Origin of the sequence: Streptomyces sp. So13.3 (genome assembly GCF_005860785.2) — a bacterium.
Taxonomy (GTDB): Bacteria; Actinomycetota; Actinomycetes; order Streptomycetales; family Streptomycetaceae; genus Actinacidiphila; species Actinacidiphila fildesensis.
The window spans coordinates 3812175-3832154 of sequence record NZ_CP048835.1 but is presented as its reverse complement, the minus strand read 5'-3'; the positions used below and the strand labels follow the sequence as shown (position 1 = coordinate 3832154).

The following is a 19980-nucleotide window of genomic DNA, read 5'->3' as shown; positions in this document are numbered from 1 at the left end:
GTTCGGATGCCGATGGGCGGTTTTCACCTATTCGGATGACGATCCCGCAGCCGTGCGGTGGGCGAGCGGTCGAAGTCTGCCCATGACACGGCGGAACCCCGCCGCGTCACCGTTCGATGGGGTGACGCGGCGGGGTCCGGGATGTGCGCCGGGATGGGGGTCAGCCGTCGGTCGCCTGGGCACGCAGCGCGCGGGACAGGTCGTCGCTGGCCTCCAGGACGAGCCGGCGCAGCGCGGGCGCCGCGTCCGCGTGCGCGTCGAGCCAGGCGCCGGCCGCGTCGACGGTCTCCTGGGCGATCCGGTACCTCGGGAAGAGGCCCCGCACGATCGCCATGCCGATCTCGATCGAACGCTGCGACCAGATCCGCTCGATCACGGCGAAGTACCGGTCGGCGTAGGGCGCGAGCAGCTCCTCCTGGCCCGGCTGGTCGAACCCGGCGATGCTCGCCTCGACCAGCGCGTTCGAGAGGGTGTCGGATTCCACGACCGACGCCCACACCTGTGCCTTGACCGCGGCCGACGGCCGGGCGGCGAGGCAGCGCACCTGGTGCCGTCGCCCGGAGGCGGTGTCGTCGCGCGCCAGTTCGGCCGCGATCACGGCCTCGTCGACCTCGCCCGCGGCGGCCAGCGGCTCCAGGAACGACCAGCGCAGCTCCTGGTCGACCTCCAGACCGTCGATCTTGGCGCTGCCTTCGAGCAGCCCGCTCAGCAGCTGGAGATCGGCCGCCGACGACGCCACCGAGGCGAAGAAGCGTGCCCAGGCGAGCTGGTGCCCGCTGCCCGGCTCGGCCTGCCGCAGCTCGGTCAGCGCCCCGTCGGCCAGCGCCTTGGCGCCCTCGGCGCGCCACTTCGGCGACGCGTACTGGTGCAGCGCGGTCTGCGCCTGCTGGTGCAGCGACTGCAGCACCCCGATGTCGGACTCCTGTCCGGCGAACCGCAGCACGAGCCCGAGGTAGTCACGGGCCGGCATCAGCGCGTCCCGGGTCATGTTCCACACCGCCGACCAGGCCAGCGCCCGCGCCATGGGGTCGGACAGGTCGCCCAGGTGCTTGCGCAGGGTGTCGAGGGAGTCCGGGTCGAAGCGGATCTTGCAGTACGTCAGGTCCTCGTCGTTGACCAGGATCAGATCGGGCCGCTCGGCGCCGGCCAGCTCCGTCACGATGGTGCGGGACCCCGTGACATCGGTCTCGGCGCGGGCGTAGCGCTCCAGCGCACCGCCCGCGGCCCGCCGGTACAGGCCGACGGCGACGCGGTGCGGCCGCAGCTCGGGGTGCGACGCGGCGGCGGTCTGCAGCACGGACAGCCGGGTGATCCGGTCCTCGGCGTCGTACACGGCCTCCGGCGTCAGCGAGTTCACCCCGGCGGTCTGCAGCCAGGCGCGGGACCACTGCGCCATGTCCCGGCCCGAGGTCTCCTCCAGCACCGCCAGCAGGTCCGCCAGCGTGGTGTTCCCGTACGCGTGCCGCTTGAAGTAGCGCCTGGCCGCCTCCAGGAAGGCGTCCGAGCCGACATAGGCGACGAGCTGCTTCAGCACGGACGCGCCCTTGGCGTACGTGATGCCGTCGAAGTTGAGCTTGGCGTCCTGCAGGTCGTGGATGTCCGCGGTGACGGGGTGCGTCGAGGGCAGCTGGTCGGCCCGGTACGCCCACGCCTTGCGGCGGTTGGCGAAGGTGATCCAGCTGTCCTTGAAGCGGGTCGCCTCGGCCTGCGAGTACGCGCCCATGAAGTCGGCGAACGACTCCTTGAGCCACAGGTCGTCCCACCACTGCATGGTGACCAGGTCGCCGAACCACATGTGCGCCATCTCGTGCAGGATGACGTTGGCCCGGCCCTCGTACGCCGCCTGCGTCACCTTGCCGCGGAACACGAACTCCTCGCGGAACGTGACACAGCCCGGGTTCTCCATCGCGCCGATGTTGTACTCGGGCACGAATGCCTGGTCGTACTTCCCGAAGGGGTACGGGTAGTCGAAGGTGTCGTGGAAGAAGTCCAGGCCCTGCTTGGTGACGGTGAAGATGTCGTCCGCGTCGAAGTGCGGCGCGAGCGAGGCCCGGCACAGCGCGCCGAGCGGGATGTCCAGCACGGTGCCGTCGTCGAAGGTCCGCGAGTAGTGGTCGCGCACCAGGTGGTACGGCCCGGCGACGACAGCCGTGATGTACGTCGAGATCGGCTTGGTGGGCGCGAAGTCCCAGGTCGCCGAGGAGGGGTCGGCGTCCCGTGCGGGGCCGGCCTGAGCCTCGTTGCTCAGTACGGTCCAGTGCGCGGGCGCGGTCACCGAGAAGGTGAAGGGCGCCTTGAGATCCGGCTGCTCGAAGTTGGCGAAGACCCGGCGGGCGTCGGCCGGCTCGTACTGCGTGTACAGATAAGTCTCGCCGTCCTCCGGGTCGGCGAACCGGTGCAGCCCCTCGCCGGTGCGGCTGTACGCGCACCGCGCGTCGATGGTGAGGACGTTCTCGGCTTCGAGGCCGTCCAGGGCGACCCGCGTCCCGTCGAACACGGCCGCCGGGTCCAGCTCCCGTCCGTTCAGCACCACGGACTCGACGGACGGTGCCAGCAGATCCACGAAGGTGGCCGCGCCCGGCTGCGCGGACCGGAAGCGGATCGTGGTCACCGAGCGGAACGTGTCCTCGTCGGGCCGGGTGGCCGACCGCAGGTCGAGCGCGACCTCGTATCCGTCGACCGAAAGGATCCGCGCGCGTTCGCGGGCCTCGTCGCGGGACAGGTTCTCACCGGGCACTGATGACTCCTTTGTCAGCATCGTCGATCGATTCGCATACTCCCACGCCGCACCAATGGGCGACAGGCGGGAATGCCGCCCCTGATCCCGAGGTTTCCGAGGTACGAGCAGTCCCGTGCCGTGTTGTTTCTGTTCCTGAGGAGAAGAAGAAGTGACCACAGCCGAGAAGACCCCCGTCGACTTCTGGTTCGACCCGCTGTGCCCCTGGGCGTGGATGACCTCGCGCTGGATGCTGGAGGTCGAGAAGGTCCGGCCGGTCGAGGTCCGCTGGCACGTCATGAGCCTGGCCGTCCTCAACGAGCCCAAGCTCGACGAGCTGCCCGAGCAGTACCGCGAGCTGCTCGGCCCGAAGGGCTGGCGGCCGGTGCGCGTGGTCGTCGCGGCCCAGCAGAAGTTCGGTGACGAGGTCGTCGGAAAGCTCTACACCGCGCTCGGCACCCGCTTCCACAACCGCGGCGAGGGCGCGACCCTGGAGGCGATCGTGGGGGCGCTGGAGGACGCCGGCCTCCCGGCGGACCTGATCGACTACGCCGACAAGGACACCTACGACGCCGAGGTGCGCGCCTCCCACCAGGAAGGCATCGACAAGGTCGGCCAGGACGTCGGCACCCCGGTCATCGCCGTTCCCGGCGCAGACGGCGAGCAGGTCGCCTTCTTCGGCCCGGTCGTCACCCCCGCCCCCAAGGGCGAGGCCGCGGCCCGGCTCTGGGACGGCACGCTGCTGGTGGCCTCCACCCCCGGCTTCTACGAGGTCAAGCGCACCCGGACCGCCGGGCCGATCTTCGACTGATGCCGCACCTCGGACTGGTGACCCTCGTCGTCCGCGACTACGACGAGGCCATCGCCTTCTACACCGGCGCTCTCGGTTTCGAGCTGCGCGAGGACACCGCGCGTGACGACGGCAGCCGCTGGGTGATCGTGGATCCTCGCGGGTCGCGGGGACAGGGGACGGGACTGCTCCTGGCGCGCGCCTCGACGCCCGAGCAGGAGGCGCGGATCGGCGGCCAGACCGGCGGCCGGGTCGGGCTGTTCCTGAACACCGACGACTTCGACCGCGACTACAAGCACATGGTCGCGGCCGGCGTCGTCTTCGAGGAGGAGCCCCGGCACGAGGCCTACGGTTCCGTCGTGGTCTTCCAGGACCTGTACGGCAACCGCTGGGACCTCATCGAACCCCGCTGACGCAGGTCTGCGGGAGAGGGTTCGGCAGCACAGGGTGAAGGCCCCCGCGCGACACCACCGCGCGGGGGCCTTCGGCCTTCGGGGCGCCCTACGGCGCCAGCAGCAGACCGCTCGTCCGCTCCTTGGCGGCGGCGAACCGCGCCTGGACGTCCTGCCAGTTCACGACGCGCCACATCGCCTCGACGAAGTCGACCTTCTGGTTGCGGTACTGAAGATAGAACGCGTGCTCCCAGGCGTCGAAGACGAGCAGCGGAACGCTGCCCTGGCCGACGTTCCCCTGGTGGTCGTAGATCTGCTCGACGATCAGCCGCTCGCTGAGCGGCTCGTACGCCAGCACGCCCCAGCCGGAGCCCTGCGTGGTGGCCGCGGCCTTGGAGAGCTGGGCCTTGAAGCGGTCGAACCCGCCGAAGTTCTCCGCGAGGGCGTCCGCGAGCTGCCCCGTGCCGTCCTTGTCCAGCGGCTCGCCGCCGCCGTCACCGGACATGTTCGACCAGTAGATGCTGTGCAGGATGTGGCCGGAGAGATGGAAGGCGAAGCTCTTCTCCAGCCCGTTGATGCCGCCCCACTGCTCCTTGTCACGGGCCTCGGCGAGCTGGTCGAGGGTGTCGTTCGCGCCCTTCACGTACGCCGCGTGGTGCTTGTCGTGGTGCAGCTCGATGATCTCGCCGCTGATCACGGGCTCCAGCGAGGCGTAGTCGTAGGGCAATTCAGGAAGCGTGTACGTGGGCATGCGCTAGTTCCTCCGGCCGCTAGGTTATTGCAAGTCGTATGCAAGTGCACGCTAGCAGCAGAAGTGGGCCCGGCCCGGGTGCCCCTACCGGCCCTGTCGGCCCGGGTTCCGCAGGCGGTCCCGGCGGTCCCGCCACTCCCGTCCGAGCGCCACCGCGAGCACCACGCCCGTCGCCCCCGCCGACCACAGCACCTGCGGGCGCGCCGCGTCGTCGGTCAGCATCAGCACCAGGACCGCGGCCATCCCCGCCAGTGCCGCCCAGCTCAGCCAGGGGAAGCACCACATCCGCAGGGTGAGCGCCCCCGGCGCCGCGCGCTCCAGCCGCCGCCGCAACCGCAGCTGCGAGGCGGCGATCAGGCTCCACACCACGAGCAGCACCGCGCCCACCGCGTTGAGCAGGTACTGGAAGACCGAGTCCGGCCACTTCAGATTGAGCAGCACCGACGCGAAGCCGAACGCGACGGACGCCAGCACCGCCAGGCGCGGCACCCCGCCGCGCGAGACCTTCGTCAGCGCGGCCGGCGCCTCGCCCCGTTCGGCGAGCGAGAAGATCATCCGTGACGAGCCGTACAGATTGGCGTTGAGCGCCGACAGCAGCGCGACGAACACCACGATGTTCATGATCTGCGCTGCCCCGGGAATGCCGATCCGGTCCAGCACCGCGACGTACGGGCTCTGCCCGGGCACGACGGATTCCCACGGCAGCAGGGTCACGATGACGAGCATCGAGCCCATGTAGAAGAGCAGGATCCGCCACACCGCACTGCGAACCGCGCGCCCCACCGCGCGCGCCGGATCGTCCGACTCGGCCGCCGCGATGGTCACGACCTCCAGGCCGCCGAACGCGAAGACGACCGCGAGCACCCCGGAGACCACCCCGTCCCAGCCGTTCGGCAGGAAGCCGCCGTGGCCGCTGAGGTTGGCCATGCCCACCGGGTCGGTGTCGGGCAGCAGCCCGAGGACCGCCAGCAGGCCGAGCACCAGGAAGAGCACGATCGCGCCGACCTTGAGGGCCGCGAACCAGAACTCGAACTCGCCGAAGTTGCCTACGGCGGCGAGGTTCGCGGCGGTGAACACCACCATGAACAGCAGCACCCACGCCCAGGTCGGCACCGACGGCAGCCAGCCGTTCGCGATCTTCGCCGCGCCGGTCGCCTCCACCGCCAGCACCACGACCAGCAGCAGCCAGTACAGCCAGCCCACCGTGAAACCGGCCCAGCGGCCGAAGGCCCGTTCCGCGTGCACCGAGAAGGACCCGGAGGCGGGCATCGCGGCCGACATCTCGCCGAGCATCCGCATCACCAGCATCGCGAGCAGACCCGCGATCAGATACGAGACGACGATCCCCGGCCCGGCGACCGCGATCCCGGCGCCCGAGCCGACGAACAGCCCCGCACCGATCACCCCGCCCAGGCCGAGCATGGTCAGATGGCGCTGCTTCAGCCCGGCCGACAACGGCTCGGCGGGGGGCGGTATCTCGTGCACGGTGCTCGAACTCTCACAGGATCGGGGGAGGGGGGACGGTGGAAGAATCGGTGGGCTTTGGTGGGACCCCACAGTGTCCCCGTGCCCGGGCACGCTCCGCAAAACCCGTCGGCGTCGGGCGGGGTCTCCCGCGCCGACCGTGACGAGCATCACGTGACCTGCTGAAACAAGCGAAACGCAAGCGCGGCGGCGAAAGCTGGCCGGTGCAGGGAACCTCCAAGACGCCGAGCGTGCCTTTGTCGTCTGCCGACGGTGATCTTGGGTTGTCCGCTGCGCTAGCGTCGCGGCGTCACCTGTACGAACCCGGCCCGGCCGACCTCTCACCCACGGAGTCCCGATGAGCACCGCTGTTGTCTCTGACACCCGGACCGGCACGGTCCTCGCCGATCTGCTCCCCGCGTCCTCCGCCGCCCGGGCCCGGGTGCGCGACGTGGCGCTGGTGCTCGGCGGCGCCGCGCTCACCGGTCTGGCCGCGCAGCTCTCGGTGCCGGTCCCCGGCTCCCCGGTCCCGGTCACCGGCCAGACCTTCGCCGCGCTGCTGGTCGGCACCGCGCTCGGCGCCCGCCGCGGATTCGCGGCCCTGGCGCTGTACGCCGTCGCGGGTGTCGCCGGCATGCCGTGGTTCGCGGAGGGTTCGTCGGGCTCCGCCATGCCGAGCTTCGGCTACATCCTCGGAATGCTGCTCGCCTCGGCCGCCGTCGGCGCGCTCGCCCGCCGCGGTGCGGACCGCACCGTGCTGCGGACGGCCGGTGCCATGGTGCTCGGCAGCGTGATCATCTACGCGGTCGGCGTGCCGTACCTGGCGCTGGCCGCCCATCTCTCCTTCGGCAAGGCCGTTTCGCTCGGCCTGACGCCGTACCTGCTCGGTGACGCCCTCAAGGCCGCGCTCGCGATGGGCGTGCTGCCCGCCGCCTGGCAGCTGGTGGGCCGCCGCGGCTGACCGCGGACAGCACGGCGGCCCGGCCCCTCAGGGACCGGGCCGCCGTCGTTCCACGGCTACGAGCCGACGACAGCGTCCTTGCGGTCGCGCTGCATCCGCTCACGGACCAGCGAGATCGCGATGACCACGGCCGCCACCAGCAGCGACAGCAGCACCTGCGGGCGGCCGTCCTTGTCGGTGAGCATGTAGACGAGCACGAACGAGATCATGCCGATCGTCGCCCACGTCAGGTACGGGAAGAGCCACATCCGCACAATGAGCTTCTCCGGTTCCTCCCGCTCGATGATGCGGCGCATCTTCAGCTGCGAGAAGCAGATGACCAGCCAGACGAACAGCGCGACCGCGCCGGACGAGTTGAGCAGGAACTTGAAGACGGTGTCCGGCCACTCGTAGTTGAAGAAGACCGCGACGAAGCCGAACAGCACCGACCCCAGGATCGCGTTCCGCGGCACCCCGCCCTTGCTGGTGCGCGCGAACTGCGCCGGCGCGTCGCCGCGCTGCCCGAGCGAGAAGGCCATCCGGGACGCGGTGTACAGGCCGGAGTTGAGGCAGGACAGCACGGCCGTCAGCACGATGACGTTCATGATCTCGCCGGCGTGCGCGATACCTATGGAGTCCAGGGCCGCGACGTACGAGCCCTTCTTGGTGATCGCCGGGTCGTCCCACTTCAGCAGGGAGACCACGATGAGGATCGAGCCCAGGTAGAAGACGCCGACGCGCCAGATGACGCTGTTGGTCGCCTTGGTGATCGCCTTGCGCGGGTTCTGGGACTCGCCCGCCGCGAGGGTGACGATCTCGCTGCCCATGAACGAGAACACCACCATCAGCACACCGGTGAGGATCGCGCCGGGCCCGTTCGGCAGGAAGCCGCCGTGCCCGGTGAGGTTCGCCATACCGACCGCTTCGTGGTCGGAGCCCGGCAGGATGCCGAAGGCGGCGAGCCCGCCGAGGACGATGAACGCGGCGATGGCGACGACCTTGATCCCGGCGAACCAGAACTCGAACTCGCCGTACGAGCCGACGGAGACCAGGTTGGTCGCGGTCAGCACCGCCATCACGATCAGCGCCCAGGCCCACTGCGGGACCGAGGACACCCAGCCGTGCAGGATCGTCGCGCCGGCCGTCGCCTCGACCGCCAGCACCACGACCCAGAAGAACCAGTAGAGCCAGCCGATGGAGAACCCGGCCCAGCGGCCGAGTGCCCGGTCCGCGTAGGCGGAGAACGAGCCGGACGTGGGGTTGGCCACCGCCATCTCGCCCAGCATCCGCATGACGAACACGACCATCGTGCCGACAAGGGCGTACGAGAGCAGGATGCCCGGGCCTGCCGCCGCGATACCGGAACCGGAGCCGACGAACAGGCCGGCGCCGATGACACCGCCGATCGCGATCATCGACAGATGACGGTTCTTGAGTCCGGCCTGGAGGCCGGACGACTGCTGTGGAGTCCTGTCTTCCTGTTGGGGGGCGTCGGTCACGACTGAGGGGGGAAGTGAGCTCATGGGGTCGCATCCAATACCCGGAACGACCACTTACGGAACAGCGGAGGACAGCTGAGGCCAATTCGTTGTTTTAACCTCAAATAACCCTCAAGCGCGCCCGACGCCCCCCTGACCTCTGCCCGCCTCCGGACATGCCACACTCGTCCGTATGCGCGTGTATCTCGGCTCCGACCATGCCGGCTTCGAACTCAAGAACCACCTCGTCGAGTGGCTCAAGGCCAACAACCACGAGGTGACGGACTGCGGTCCGCACATCTATGACGCCCAGGACGACTACCCGCCGTTCTGCCTGCGGGCCGCGGCGAGCACCGCCGCCGACCCCGGCAGCCTCGGCATCGTCATCGGTGGCTCCGGCAACGGCGAGCAGATCGCCGCGAACAAGGTCAAGGGCGTCCGCGCCGCACTCGCCTGGAGCGAGCAGACCGCCGCCCTCGGCCGTGAGCACAACGACGCCAACGTGATCAGCATCGGCGGCCGGATGCACACCGAGGACGAGGCGACCAAGTTCGTCGAGATCTTCCTCGCCACCCCGTACTCCGGCGAGGAGCGGCACACCCGCCGTATCGACATGCTCACCGCGTACGAGAACACCGGTGAGCTCCCCCCGATCCCGGCCCACCACCCGCAGGGCTGACCGCACCATGCCCGAAGGGCACACGATCCACCGGCTGGCCGCCGACCACTTCGAGAGGTTCGGCGGCCGTCCTGTGCGGGCGAGCAGCCCCCAGGGCAAGTTCTCCGACAGCGCCGCGCTGCTGGACGGCGCGGTCCTCGACCGCGTCGACGCGCACGGCAAGCACCTGTTCCTCGGCTTCGACGGGACGGGCTGGGTCCACATCCACCTGGGCCTGTTCGGCAAACTCGGCTTCGGCGACGGCAAGGCCCCACCGCCCACCGACACCGTCCGGCTGCGGCTCGCCAACCCGGACTCGTACGCCGACCTGCGCGGCCCCACCACCTGCGCGCTGATCACCGACGGCGAGAAGCACGCGATACACGCCCGCCTCGGCCCGGACCCGCTGCGCCCGGCGGACGACCCGGCCAAGGCATGGCACCGCATCACGCGCAGCCGCACCACTATCGCGGCACTCCTGATGGACCAGAAGATCATCGCCGGAGTGGGAAACGTCTACCGGGCCGAAGTCCTCTTCCGCCACGGCATCGACCCCTACCGCCCCGGCCGCGACATCACCCGCGCCCAATGGGACGCGATGTGGACCGACCTGGCAGCCCTCATGCGCGAAGGCGTCCGCAACAACCGCATCGACACCGTCCGCCCGGAACACGAGCCCGAAGCGATGGGCCGCCCGCCCCGCCAGGACGACCACGGCGGCGAGGTCTACGTCTACCGCCGCACCGGGCAGCCCTGTCTGATCTGCGGCGGAGAGATCCGCACGGCGGGCCTGGCAGCGAGAAACCTGTTCTGGTGCCCGCACTGCCAGGGGCCTTCGGCGGCAGGCTAGGGCGCGTGCCAGGCGTCGTGGGCCAGGCGGGACTTTCGCAACACGCCCTGGAACCGCCCGCCTCCGGCACTGCTCCTACGGCTCACGGTGGGCGATCGGGGAGTCCTGAGCCGGCGCGGAAGGGGCTCAGGTCCCGTCACGGGCGAGCCAGTCGGCGATCGCCGCGGTGATGGGCTGACCGGTCGCCAGCTCGACGAAGCCGAACTGGCCCGACTGGTTGCACTCCAGGAACCACCAGGTGCCGTCGCAGTCCTCCGCGAAGTCGAAGGCACCGTAGGCAAGTCCGGCCTCGTCCATGTAGTCCCGGACCGCCCGCGCGATCCGCGCGGGCGGTTCGACCGGGTACCACTGCGCGTCCTCGGGGCTGCCGAAGCGGCCGTCCACCTGGTCCGGGCCTGCCTTCTTGGCGGCGGCGAACTGCCGGACCCCCACGCAGGTCAGCCTGATGTCGGCGGTCTTGCGCACGTACTCCTGGAGCAGGGTGGGGCCCGCCGAGACCGATGAGAAGTCGGGGTCCGGCGGGACCACCGTGGTCGGCAGCACCATGGGCGGGTTCCCCGGATGGGTGCCGGAGACGGACTTGACCACCAGCTCCGGGTGCTGCTCGGCGAACTTCCGGGCGGCCTGCGGAAATGTCGTGATCAGGGTGGCGGGCACGGCGAAGCCCGCGCGGTGCGCGGCGAAGAGCTGCCAGGGCTTGTAGCGGGCCTGCTCGGCGGCGCCCGGATGGTTCATCCACGGTGCGGGCACACAGCGCAGTGCCCCGTACAGGGCCCGCTCCGCCTCGGTGGTCAGCCACTCCGGCTGCTCGGAGCGCCGGGTCGCATCCGCGCCCGGGGTGCCGGGGCGCCGGATCCACACCGAGCGCAGGCTGTTCATGCTCACCAGGCGCCCCTGTACGGACAGGAAGCCGTGCACGTCGCCGCTTATGTACTCGGCGGACATGGAGACCTCGCCGGGCAGTCCGGCCGGGTCCAGTCGCACCACCGGCACCGCGCGCTCGTGCAGGGCTGCCACCACCAGGTCCGCTGTCACGTCCTCCGGGACGGTCAGGATCAGGACGGTCATGGGCGTCTGGGGCTCAGTCGTCGAAGTGGGTCTTGGAGCCGGCGGTGGACGTGGTGGAGCCGGTGGCGAGCAGCATCACGGGGTCACTGATGACGGGTCGTCCGTCGGGCAGGACGTTGAGCTGCTGCGCGCAGTCGTAGGTGTACAGGGTGGTGAAGGTGTCCGGGGTGGTCGGCCGGGCATGAAACAGCGCGAATGCTCTCATGGCTTCTCCTCTGTCACTCCGGGCCGGGCGGTGTCCGGCACACGTGCCCAACTACGGCTCTACGTATGAGACTTGCTCAGCCGTCCCATGCGTTCCCGGCGCCGGTGTGACAAAGGTAACTATGCGTGTCCGAGTGCAGTGAGTTCGACACTCTCCGTCACTTTTTTGCCTGTGGTGAGTGTCCGGTGCCGCCAGGCCGCTCAGAACCCGTGCGGCAACCACGGCTTGACGTCGGAACCGAACGCCGCCGACGCCTCGGCCAGCGCGCCGGGCCGCAACTCCGTCACCCGCCCCGCCGCCGCCAGGGCGCCGAGCGAGAAGCCGCCCAGATACGCCGCCCCCAACTCCCGCGCCGAGAGCGCCAGATCCGCCGCGTCGCCGGTCCGCGCGCACGTCGCCCCCTTCGCGTCGCCCGCCAGCCGCCAGCGCCCGGCGTTCCACGGACAGAACGCGTCCTCGACATCGAGCACCACGTCGACCGGAGCCGCGTACGTCCGTGCCTCCAGGGCCGCCCCGACGTCCACCGTCCGGACGAACAGCCCGTCGCGGAGCCCGATGCCGCACCGGCGGACGTCGGAGACCAGGTGGAGCACCGGGTCGTCGGCCGGCCGGTTGCGGATCCGTACCGAGGACGTCAGGTCGAGCCCGAACAGGAAGTTCCACAGCGCCGCGTAGGCCACCGGGTCGAGCGCCTCGACGTCGCGCAGCAGCACCGCGCCGTCGGGCCCGGTCGCCGGGCTCCAGATGGGCCGCACCGCGTACCGCGCGTAGCCGCGCACCTCGCCGTCCACCTCGGCGAGCACACACAGCAGCTCGCCGGCGCCGTCCCGGTTCGACTTCGGGTCGAGCAACGGCAGCCGGTCCCAGCCCGGTTGCCGGGCGAGCATCCCCGGCCGGGCGGCGACCCGCTGCGCGTAGACCGTCTCGCACACCTCGCGTGCCGCGGCGGGGGCCACGATCCGCAGCCGGACCCGGTCGGTCCCGGCGGGCAGGTTCAGCCGGACGCGGTTGGTGTCGATCTCCAGCCGCATCTGGTCCGTGGCCTGCCCGTAGCCGAAGCGGCCGTAGATCGCCGGCTCCGAGGCGGTGAGCACCGCCAACGGCTCGCCCGCCGCGCGCACATCGTCCAGCTGTCTGCGCATCATCGACGTCAGCACCCCGCGCCGGCGGTGCGTCGGCTGCACGCTCACCATCGTCACGCCCGCCGCCGGCACGAGCGCGCCGCCCGGCACCGACAGCCGGAACGAGAACGCCCCCGCGGTGCCGGCGATCTCGTCCCCGTCCCATGCCGCGAGCGACCGTTCGCAATCGGTCAGCTCCCGCCACAGCGCCCGTTCGTCCCGGGACTCGGCAGGGCCTCCGAAGGCGCGCTCCAACATCCCGTACCAGTCGTCCCACTGCTCGGCGTCAAGCACCCGCAATTCGGTCGTCATGGACCCTGCCTACCAGCCCTCTTACCGTGATGCGAGCCCATTTACCGCAGACAGCGACCCACCGTCCAGGGAATCGACGTGCCGCCGAAAGGGTGGGTAGGGTCGCCGGGACATGGGTAAGGACGCGGCAAGAGACAGTCTTGGCACCCGGTGGCGCCGGTCGCTGCACAGGGTCCGCCTCGGCCTGCGCAAGTCCGCCGTCGACTACTTCCGCGGGGACGCCTCGGACTGGCTGGCGCTGAGCGTGCTGATGCTCACGGTCCCGGCCCTCGCCTACACCACCGTCTGCATCCCCGTCTGGTGCCCGCCCAGCGCCCTCGTCCTGCCGATCCTCACCGGCGGCCTGCTGCTGCGCCCGGCGAGTCTCCTGGTGCTCTACACGAGCGCCGCGGTCGCGCTGGTCGTCGAGTCCGCGGTCCTCGGCCCGTACCAGGACGGCCCGTCCCGGGTGACCCCGGGCATCGTCCTGGTGGTCTCCGCCGTCGCCCTCTCCGGACTGCTCATCGCCCAGTTCCGCAGCCGGGTCGGCGTGCCCTGGCGGGGCGGCCACACGATGCTGTTCGACCTGCGGGAACGGATCCGGGTGCAGAGCCGGCTGCCCAGGCTCCCGGCGGGGTGGCACGCCGAGATGGCGCTGCGCCCGGCCGGCGGCCAGTCCTTCTCCGGCGACTTCGTGGTCGCCACCCGCACGCTCGGCGGCCGGGTGCTCGAAGCGGTGCTGACCGATGTGTCGGGAAAGGGCATGGACGCCGCGTCCCGTTCACTGCTGCTGTCTGGCGCCTTCGGCGGCCTGCTCGGCTCGCTGCCGCCGCACGCCTTCCTGACCGCCGCCAACGGCTATCTGCTGCGCCAGAACTGGGACGAGGGCTTCGCGACCTCCATCCATCTGGTGCTCGACCTCGAGAGCGGCGACTACGAGTTGCTGTCGGCCGGCCATCTGCCCGGCGTCCAGCTCAGCGCGGGAACCGGCCGCTGGGAGGAGATGGCGGCGGAGGGCCCGCTGCTGGGGGTCTACGACGGCGCCGAATTCCACGGCGTCAAGGGAACGTTGCGGTCGGGCGACGTTCTGCTGCTGTTCACCGACGGCCTGGTCGAGGCCGCGGACCGGGACATCACCGAGGGCATCGACCGGCTGATCGGCGAGGCCGACCGGTTCGTCGCCACGGGATTCCGCGGCGCCGCCTGGCGGTTGATCGAGGCGGTCGCCAAGGACGTCAACGACGACCGTGCGCTGCTGGTCGTGTGCCGTGACTGACGGCGCGGCGCCCCCTCCGGCACCACCGTCACCACGCCCCCCAACACCGGTGGTCCGCACGCCAGTTCGCCACCCCTGTTCTTGAGGCCGCCTGTTTGTGGCCGTGTTGTCGTGGAACGATGTGGTTCCCGGGTCCATAGTGTCGGTGCTTGGTGGCACGATGGATGTGGCGCGGGGGCGCGGCGACTCCCCGGACCGTTGCGGCGTACCGAAGAGGAAGTGATCCGCTGTGGCCATCTCCCTGTCCGTAGTCCTGTTGTTGGGCGTCATTCTGGTGGTCATGATCAGGGGGAAGTCGATCAAGGTCGGCCCCGCGATAGTGGCCGCCCTGTTCGGCTTCTTCATCGCGTCGACCAATATGGCGCCCTCGGTGAACCGTTTCCTTACCTCACTTGCCGACACCATCAACCAGATAAAGCTCTGACGACGAGTCCACGATCCGGCGCAGCGCGGCGGGGCGGTCCGCGCGGTCGGGTGTGGACAGCAGCGCGGACAGCACCGCGATGCGGGCCTGTCCCGCGCGCAGCGTGCCGGCCAGCACGGCGCCCGCCTCGACCAGGTCCACGGCTCCGCCGCCGGTGTAGATCGGCGCCACTGCGCCGGCCGCCACCCGGGTGCTGACCGCGACGAGGACGCCGGCCGCCACCGCCCGGCCGACCGCGGCCGCGAAGTCCGGGGTCGCGTTGCCGGCTCCGGTCCCGACCAGCACGATGCCCTCGGCGCCGGCGGCCAGCGCGGCGTCGAACAGCACCGGATCGGCGTCGCTGTGGTGCATCACGATGTCCACCCGCGGCGGCCGTACGCCCGCGGCGGGCACCGGCAGCGCCTCGGGCCGGGGGCGGTGCCGCCCCCAGGTGACCCGGCCGAACTGCACCCGGCCCAGTGGCAGCCCCGTCGGGTCGGCGAACGCCTGGACGTCGACGGTGTGCTTCTTCACCGTGCCGCGGGCCGCGTGCACCAGCCCGCCGAAGGCGATGACCGCGCCGATGTCCCGGCCGGTGGAGGCGGTCAGCAGCGCGTCGTAGAGGTTGCCCGCCGCGTCGCCGTCGGCCGCGTCCAGCGGCTTCTGCGCCCCGGTGAGCACGACCGGCCTGCGGTCCGCGTGGTGCAGGTCCAGCAGGAAGGCGGACTCCTCCAGGGTGTCCGTGCCGTGCGTGACGACCACGCCGTCGACGGCCGGGTCGGCCAGCACCTCGTGCACCGTACGCAGCAGTTCCAGCTGGTGGGCGGTGGTCAGCCGGGAGCTGTTGACGGTGAACAGGTCCACGACCCGTACGTCGACGCCCTCGGGGATCGCCCCCGCGGCCAGCACTTCCAGGCCGGCGGCCTCCGCCGCGTAACCGGCTCCCTGCCACCTGCTGGCTATCGTGCCCCCGGTGCTGATGACGACGATGTGCGGCACTGTGACCCGCTTCCGCGTGTTGTCTGATAAGTCCACAGCAAGGATATGCGGATATTGACAACATTTGATTGCTGATTACGGCGCGAAATGCGCACGACAGTGCTAGAAAATGTCACCATGGACGCTATCGACAGACGAATCTTGCGCGAGCTGCAGGCCGACGGCCGGCTGACCAACCAGGAGCTGGCCCAGCGGGTCGGCCTCACCCCTTCCCCCTGCCTGCGCCGGGTGCGCCAACTGGAGGACGACGGGGTGATCCGGAGCTACCGCGCCGTCGTCGAGCCGGCCGCCGTCGGACGCGGCTTCGAGGTCTTCGCCTCGGTGGAGGTCCGCCGCGACCGCGACTCCGTCGCCGCCTTCGAGGCCCAGCTCCAGTCCACCCCGGACGTGGTCGAGGCCTACCGCCTCTACGGCGCCCCCGGCTGCCTGCTCCGCATCGCCGTCGCCGACAGCGAGGCCTACGAGCGCTTCTGGACCGAGAAGCTGATCTCCCTCCCGGGCGTCAGCGACGTCAACTCCCAGATGATCATGAAACGCATCAAGGCCCCCCAGGGCGTCCCGGTCGACTGACCGCCACTGATCGCCGCGGGCCTCAGCCCGCCCCGCCGCGCGACAGCGCGTCGCGTACCGCGTCCTCGGTACGGGCGACCTGGGCCGTGCCGTCGTCCGAGGTGATGATCGGGCGCTGGATGAGGGAGGGGTGGGCGGCGAGGGCGTCGATCCAGCGGTCGCGGTCCCCGGGCCCGCGGCCCCACTCCTTCAGGCCCAGCCCGGCGGCGGCCGGCTCCTGGGTCCGCGCGATGTCCCACGGCTCCAGCCCCAGCCGCCCCAGCACCGCCCGCAGCTCGTCCGCGTCCGGCGGGTCCTCCAGATAACGGCGGACGGTGTACTCCGCGCCCTCGGCGTCCAGGGTGCTCAGCGCGGAGCGGCATTTCGAACAGGCGGGATTGATCCAGATCTCCATGCCCGGCAGCCTAGGGCGTGTTGCGAAAGGAGCGCCGTTCGCCCGGAGGGCGTGGTCCACGGCGTCTGGTGCGTGCGCTCGCAAGGCGGAGGGTCGTCCTTGTATTGGACGTACGTGGACGAGCCCGACAACGCGGCGAGGGCGCGTGCCAGGCGTCGTGGGCCAGGCGGGACTTTCGCAACACGCCCTAGTACTGCAACGGTCTTTGTTCTGATGTGTGGGCAGTTTCTGGTGGTGTGTGGCCGCGTCGTTTGTAGTGGCTGAAGCGGGCTTGGAATTGTCGGCGGCGGCGCCAGTGTGACCAGTGCAGGACGTGGTCGGTGAGGTGGGCTCGGGGCCGTGTCAGGCGGGTGGTCAGTCGCCGGATTTCGGGCAGGGTCAGGGGGATGAGCTGGGAGGATCCGTTTCTGCTTTCTCCGTATCGAGGGCGCGGGCCCGCAGGACGGTCAGGCAGGCGTGGGCGGCCATAGCGAGGGTGATGTGGCGGTGCCAGCCGGGGTAGCGGCGGACCTGGTAGTCGTCCAGGCCGCATTCCTGCTTCGCGGTTTGGAAGCACTCTTCAACAGCCCACCGGCTGCCGGCGACGCGGATCAGCTCATCGAGTGTGGTCTCGGCCGGGCAGTAGGCGATGTAGTAGGAGATCTCCTGTGGTCGGCTCACGCTGCGGCGGGCGATGACCCAGTGCCGGCGGTCTTCACGATGCCAAGGACGGACTTCGACCCTCGCCCAGTCGTAGATCCGGGGCCCGTGGGCGCCGTTGCCGCACGAACGGCGTTTCCACTTCTGTCGGGGCAGTGAGGGAAACAGGTCGTGGACCGGGTGGTCCATAGCCCAGCGGGTGACGACGGTGTCGTGGCGGGTGGTGGCCATGACGTGGAAGACATCGGCCTGCTCGAGCTCGGTCCGCCAGCCTTTGGAGAAGCCGTAGGCGGCATCCGCCGTCACCCACCGGAACGGGATGTTGTCGGTGATCGCCCGGCGGACCATGGCCTTGGCGGTCACCACTTTCGTCTCGAAGGCGACCGTGTCCTCGATCCCCGCGGCCCGGCAGCGTTCGCGGTCATCGGTCCATGACGTGGGCAGATACAGGCGGCGGTCGATCAGCGTGCGGCCCCGGGCGCCGGCATAGGCGAGGAAGACACCCACCTGACAATTTTCTGTTCGCCCGGCGGTTCCGGAATATTGGCGCTGGACTCCGGCCGAGCGGACGCCCTTTTTCAGAAACCCGGTGTCGTCCACGATCAGCACCGCGTCCGGGTCGCCGAGATGTTCCACGACGTAGTCGCGGACGTCGTCGAGGACTTCATCGGCGTCCCAGTCGCACCGGTTCAACAGCCGGTGCATGCGATCGGGGGCCGCGTGCCCGGCCTCCTCCGCGAGCGTCCAGCCGTTCTTCCGCTCCAACGGAGCGATCAGCCCCTGCATATAAGCCAGCGCCGACTCCCGCGGCTCCGACCGGGCAAATCGGTGCACAAACCGCTCGTGCAACTCGCCCAGACCGGCCGCCCACGTCCTGATGTCACTGAGTTCCCCACCCATAGTCAAATCAACGACGGCCCTGGCCACCAGTCACGCCAAACGCCGTTGCAGTACTAGAACGCACTGGCAGGAACGCGTCCGGCCCGTGACCGGGACGGAAGTCCTCGGGCACGGGCCGGAGCCGTACAGAGCGGGCGACGGGAATCGAACCCGCGTAGCTAGTTTGGAAGACGTGTGACGCGGATGTGGCCTGACCTGGCAAGTCTCTGACCTGGTGCTAAGCCGCGCGCTGGCCGTCGTTCCCCGTGAGTCCCCGACGTTTCCCGCCGGACCGGGCACGGATCGGACACGCCCGGATACCTTGGGCGCTGATCCCTCGGAGGTAGCAGCAACGCCCCCTTCACCGTCCGTGTCGTGTGCGGACCGCCCTGCTGGCGGATACGCCCGCTGCGATACTGGTGAAGAGACCCGCGCCGATAAACCCGCCGGGAAGTGCCATCTTCTCCCAACCGAGTTGGCTCGGAAACAGCGCATGTCCGGAACGTGCCTGGTCCGCCAGGACGATCACGCTGTCTCCTGCGGACAGACCATCCGGGGCACTGGCCACATCGTCGATCGAAGCTACTACCTGCCGGCCGTCCACCAGCAAGGCCACACGCACTCTCGAAGCACTTTGCTTGAACTGTGGCTTGACGTACTCGGCGCTGGTCACAACGGCGGAGACCTTCTGGGCGTCACTGAAGTGCAGCCTGGCAGTTCCGTTGTCGATGCCGAGCACCAAGCCCAATGCCAGGAAGAGCGGACCGGCCAGAAACGGCAGAATCAGCATGACGGTAGCTTGGGCACCGCGAGGCCGAAAGGTCCGTCCAGGATGGCCGCCGCGGTCCTCTGCCCGCTCCGGATCAGCTAGTGCCAATGCTTCCCCCCGGCCATTTACAGATGTTGCGCTGGTGATCACTGGGAACGAAACAGGCACCGTCCCAGAAGACGGTAGTGGTAGGCCCCGTCGGCCGCCATAGCAAACTGGGAGATCGCCCGGGACCCTGATCGCCTTCAACTCGGCGTGAATGACGTGACGTTGGAACCTATCGGTACAGCCGCATCACCTCAGCTCCAAGCCTCCGCCACAGCGTGCCTGGCTGCCATCCCGTCTGCCGTCGTCCCACACATCGTGGAGCGGGCGTGGTTCAGGGCGTCAAGGTGGAGCGCGCCACTGTACGAACGACCTTGACGCCCTGGGCCGCGACTGCTCGGCTCTGCCTGGGACGTCGGTGGACGGGATGGCAGCTCCCACCTTCACCACGATGTGCCCGCGGTCGCCGTCCGGGTTTCCGCCATCCCAGAGTCGGAGCGCCCCCGCCGGAGGCTGTCTGTGCCTGCTGGGCTGGCAATCCGCGTCACCGCTCCTGACCCTGCCCCGGACCTGTGTTTCCCCCACTTGTGGGCGCGGACGGCGACCGGCGCGGCCAGCCGGTGGCGGAGACATGGAGGCGGGCCGCGCCGGGCGACGGCCGGCGCCGCCGCGCTGTGCGCGGCCCTTTCTCTCTCTGAGAGAAGACTGCCTTGCAGACCCTGAGAGGCCCGGAGCTACGGGCCAGCGGCGAGCGCAGCGAGTCGCCTTGATCTAATAGAGAAACTCCTACCGCGCTGTCGCCCGTTAGTGCTCCATGGAGCTGGTCAGCTTGCGGCCATCGTGAGCGCGGACGTGAGGAGCATCGTCACGAAGAGCATCGGTGATGCGCACGGCGTACACCTCGCCCATGCTGGCGATCACCTCGTCAGGGGTCAGCCACTCGACTGCGATGGACTCGTCGGAGAGCTGTTCCTGTCCGCCCTCGGGATGGCAGCGGAACACGAGGGCGACGATCCCGCGCGTCGTGTTCTTGTACACCCCGGTCAGCCGCTCGACCTGGATCTTGATGCCGGTCTCCTCGTAGACCTCCCGGCGAACGCCGTCTTCCAGGGTCTCGGTGAGTTCGAGGACACCGCCGGGCGGCTCCCACGTTCCGTTGTCGGCGCGCTTGATCGACAGGACGCGCCCGTCGTGCCGCACGACGACTCCGGCCACGGACACGGAGTGGAGAGGCGTTGACGTGGCTTCGTGGCGGCTGTTACTCATGTACAGGAGAATAGGA

General features: G+C 69.9%; 20 protein-coding genes. 8 read left to right on the top strand and 12 right to left on the bottom strand.

Annotation, left to right across the window (positions count from 1 at the left end; translation table 11 throughout):
* Positions 1–160 precede the first annotated feature (160 nt).
* Entirely contained in the window at positions 161–2737 is a 2577-nt protein-coding gene (gene pepN / locus C8250_RS17370) for an aminopeptidase N (protein ID WP_138357654.1), read from the bottom strand.
* 151 nt (positions 2738–2888) lie between these two features.
* Between pepN and C8250_RS17365 the strand changes: the two genes are divergently transcribed.
* Both C8250_RS17365 and C8250_RS17360 read left to right on the top strand, forming a co-directional pair.
* Positions 2889–3527 carry a DsbA family protein gene (locus tag C8250_RS17365; protein WP_138357653.1) on the top strand — a complete coding sequence of 213 codons (639 nt, stop codon included), beginning with the start codon at positions 2889–2891 and terminating at the stop codon, positions 3525–3527.
* Entirely contained in the window at positions 3527–3919 is a 393-nt protein-coding gene (locus tag C8250_RS17360) for a VOC family protein (protein ID WP_138357652.1), read from the top strand. The genes C8250_RS17365 and C8250_RS17360 overlap by 1 nt, the downstream gene beginning before the upstream one ends.
* 88 nt (positions 3920–4007) lie before the next feature.
* Here the strand turns inward: C8250_RS17360 and C8250_RS17355 are convergent, their stop codons facing one another.
* Together C8250_RS17355 and C8250_RS17350 are read right to left on the bottom strand one after the other, a co-directional pair.
* Positions 4008–4649, bottom strand: coding sequence for a superoxide dismutase (locus C8250_RS17355; RefSeq protein WP_138357651.1), 642 nt, complete (start codon positions 4647–4649; stop codon positions 4008–4010).
* 84 nt (positions 4650–4733) lie between these two features.
* Positions 4734–6134 (bottom strand): amino acid permease, encoded by a 1401-nt coding sequence (locus tag C8250_RS17350; RefSeq protein ID WP_244809174.1) that lies wholly within the window; start codon positions 6132–6134, stop codon positions 4734–4736.
* 337 nt (positions 6135–6471) lie between these two features.
* On the opposite strand from C8250_RS17350, the gene C8250_RS17345 reads away from it, so the two are divergent.
* The gene (locus C8250_RS17345; RefSeq protein ID WP_138357649.1) at positions 6472–7074 is read left to right on the top strand and encodes a biotin transporter BioY; all 603 of its coding nucleotides are present in this window, start codon (positions 6472–6474) and stop codon (positions 7072–7074) included.
* Between the two features lie 56 nt (positions 7075–7130).
* On the opposite strand, the gene C8250_RS17340 is transcribed toward C8250_RS17345, so the two are convergent.
* Complete coding sequence (locus C8250_RS17340; protein ID WP_244809172.1) at positions 7131–8552, bottom strand: amino acid permease; 1422 nt, start codon at positions 8550–8552, stop codon at positions 7131–7133.
* A 172-nt stretch (positions 8553–8724) separates the two neighbouring features.
* On the opposite strand from C8250_RS17340, the gene C8250_RS17335 reads away from it, so the two are divergent.
* The gene (locus C8250_RS17335) at positions 8725–9210 is read left to right on the top strand and encodes a ribose-5-phosphate isomerase (protein ID WP_138357647.1); all 486 of its coding nucleotides are present in this window, start codon (positions 8725–8727) and stop codon (positions 9208–9210) included.
* A 7-nt stretch (positions 9211–9217) separates the two neighbouring features.
* On the top strand, positions 9218–10039 hold the full coding sequence (locus C8250_RS17330; protein WP_138357646.1) for a DNA-formamidopyrimidine glycosylase family protein: 822 nt from the start codon (positions 9218–9220) through the stop codon (positions 10037–10039).
* A gap of 126 nt (positions 10040–10165) precedes the next feature.
* Here the strand turns inward: C8250_RS17330 and tgmB are convergent, their stop codons facing one another.
* The 3 genes from tgmB to C8250_RS17315 all read right to left on the bottom strand — a co-directional run bounded on the left by tgmB (position 10166) and on the right by C8250_RS17315 (position 12745).
* A complete protein-coding gene (tgmB, locus tag C8250_RS17325; protein ID WP_138357645.1) occupies positions 10166–11107 on the bottom strand; it encodes an ATP-grasp ribosomal peptide maturase in 942 nt (313 codons plus the stop codon).
* Positions 11108–11120: 13 nt separating this feature from the next.
* The gene (gene tgmA, locus C8250_RS17320) at positions 11121–11312 is read right to left on the bottom strand and encodes a putative ATP-grasp-modified RiPP (RefSeq protein ID WP_138357644.1); all 192 of its coding nucleotides are present in this window, start codon (positions 11310–11312) and stop codon (positions 11121–11123) included.
* A gap of 200 nt (positions 11313–11512) precedes the next feature.
* Positions 11513–12745 (bottom strand): GNAT family N-acetyltransferase, encoded by a 1233-nt coding sequence (locus C8250_RS17315; RefSeq protein ID WP_138357643.1) that lies wholly within the window; start codon positions 12743–12745, stop codon positions 11513–11515.
* A 112-nt stretch (positions 12746–12857) separates the two neighbouring features.
* Between C8250_RS17315 and C8250_RS17310 the strand changes: the two genes are divergently transcribed.
* Together C8250_RS17310 and C8250_RS17305 are read left to right on the top strand one after the other, a co-directional pair.
* Complete coding sequence (locus C8250_RS17310; protein ID WP_138357642.1) at positions 12858–14000, top strand: PP2C family protein-serine/threonine phosphatase; 1143 nt, start codon at positions 12858–12860, stop codon at positions 13998–14000.
* A gap of 229 nt (positions 14001–14229) precedes the next feature.
* Positions 14230–14424 carry a hypothetical protein gene (locus C8250_RS17305; protein WP_138357641.1) on the top strand — a complete coding sequence of 65 codons (195 nt, stop codon included), beginning with the start codon at positions 14230–14232 and terminating at the stop codon, positions 14422–14424.
* Here the strand turns inward: C8250_RS17305 and C8250_RS17300 are convergent.
* Positions 14389–15402, bottom strand: coding sequence for an asparaginase (locus tag C8250_RS17300; protein ID WP_138357669.1), 1014 nt, complete (start codon positions 15400–15402; stop codon positions 14389–14391). The two genes, C8250_RS17305 and C8250_RS17300, sit on opposite strands and share 36 nt — an antisense overlap.
* A gap of 117 nt (positions 15403–15519) precedes the next feature.
* Here C8250_RS17300 and C8250_RS17295 point away from each other — a divergent pair, with 117 nt between their 5' ends.
* Entirely contained in the window at positions 15520–15972 is a 453-nt protein-coding gene (locus tag C8250_RS17295) for an Lrp/AsnC family transcriptional regulator (protein WP_138357640.1), read from the top strand.
* Positions 15973–15994: 22 nt separating this feature from the next.
* Here the strand turns inward: C8250_RS17295 and C8250_RS17290 are convergent, their stop codons facing one another.
* The 4 genes from C8250_RS17290 to C8250_RS17275 form a co-directional block, all read right to left on the bottom strand.
* Positions 15995–16366 carry an arsenate reductase family protein gene (locus tag C8250_RS17290; protein ID WP_138357639.1) on the bottom strand — a complete coding sequence of 124 codons (372 nt, stop codon included), beginning with the start codon at positions 16364–16366 and terminating at the stop codon, positions 15995–15997.
* A 378-nt stretch (positions 16367–16744) separates the two neighbouring features.
* Entirely contained in the window at positions 16745–17905 is a 1161-nt protein-coding gene (locus C8250_RS17285; protein ID WP_138351468.1) for an IS701 family transposase, read from the bottom strand.
* 340 nt (positions 17906–18245) lie between these two features.
* Complete coding sequence (locus C8250_RS17280) at positions 18246–18674, bottom strand: DUF3592 domain-containing protein (RefSeq protein WP_138357775.1); 429 nt, start codon at positions 18672–18674, stop codon at positions 18246–18248.
* 828 nt (positions 18675–19502) lie between these two features.
* Positions 19503–19976, bottom strand: coding sequence for an NUDIX hydrolase (locus tag C8250_RS17275; protein WP_138357779.1), 474 nt, complete (start codon positions 19974–19976; stop codon positions 19503–19505).
* Between the last annotated feature and the right edge of the window lie 4 nt (positions 19977–19980).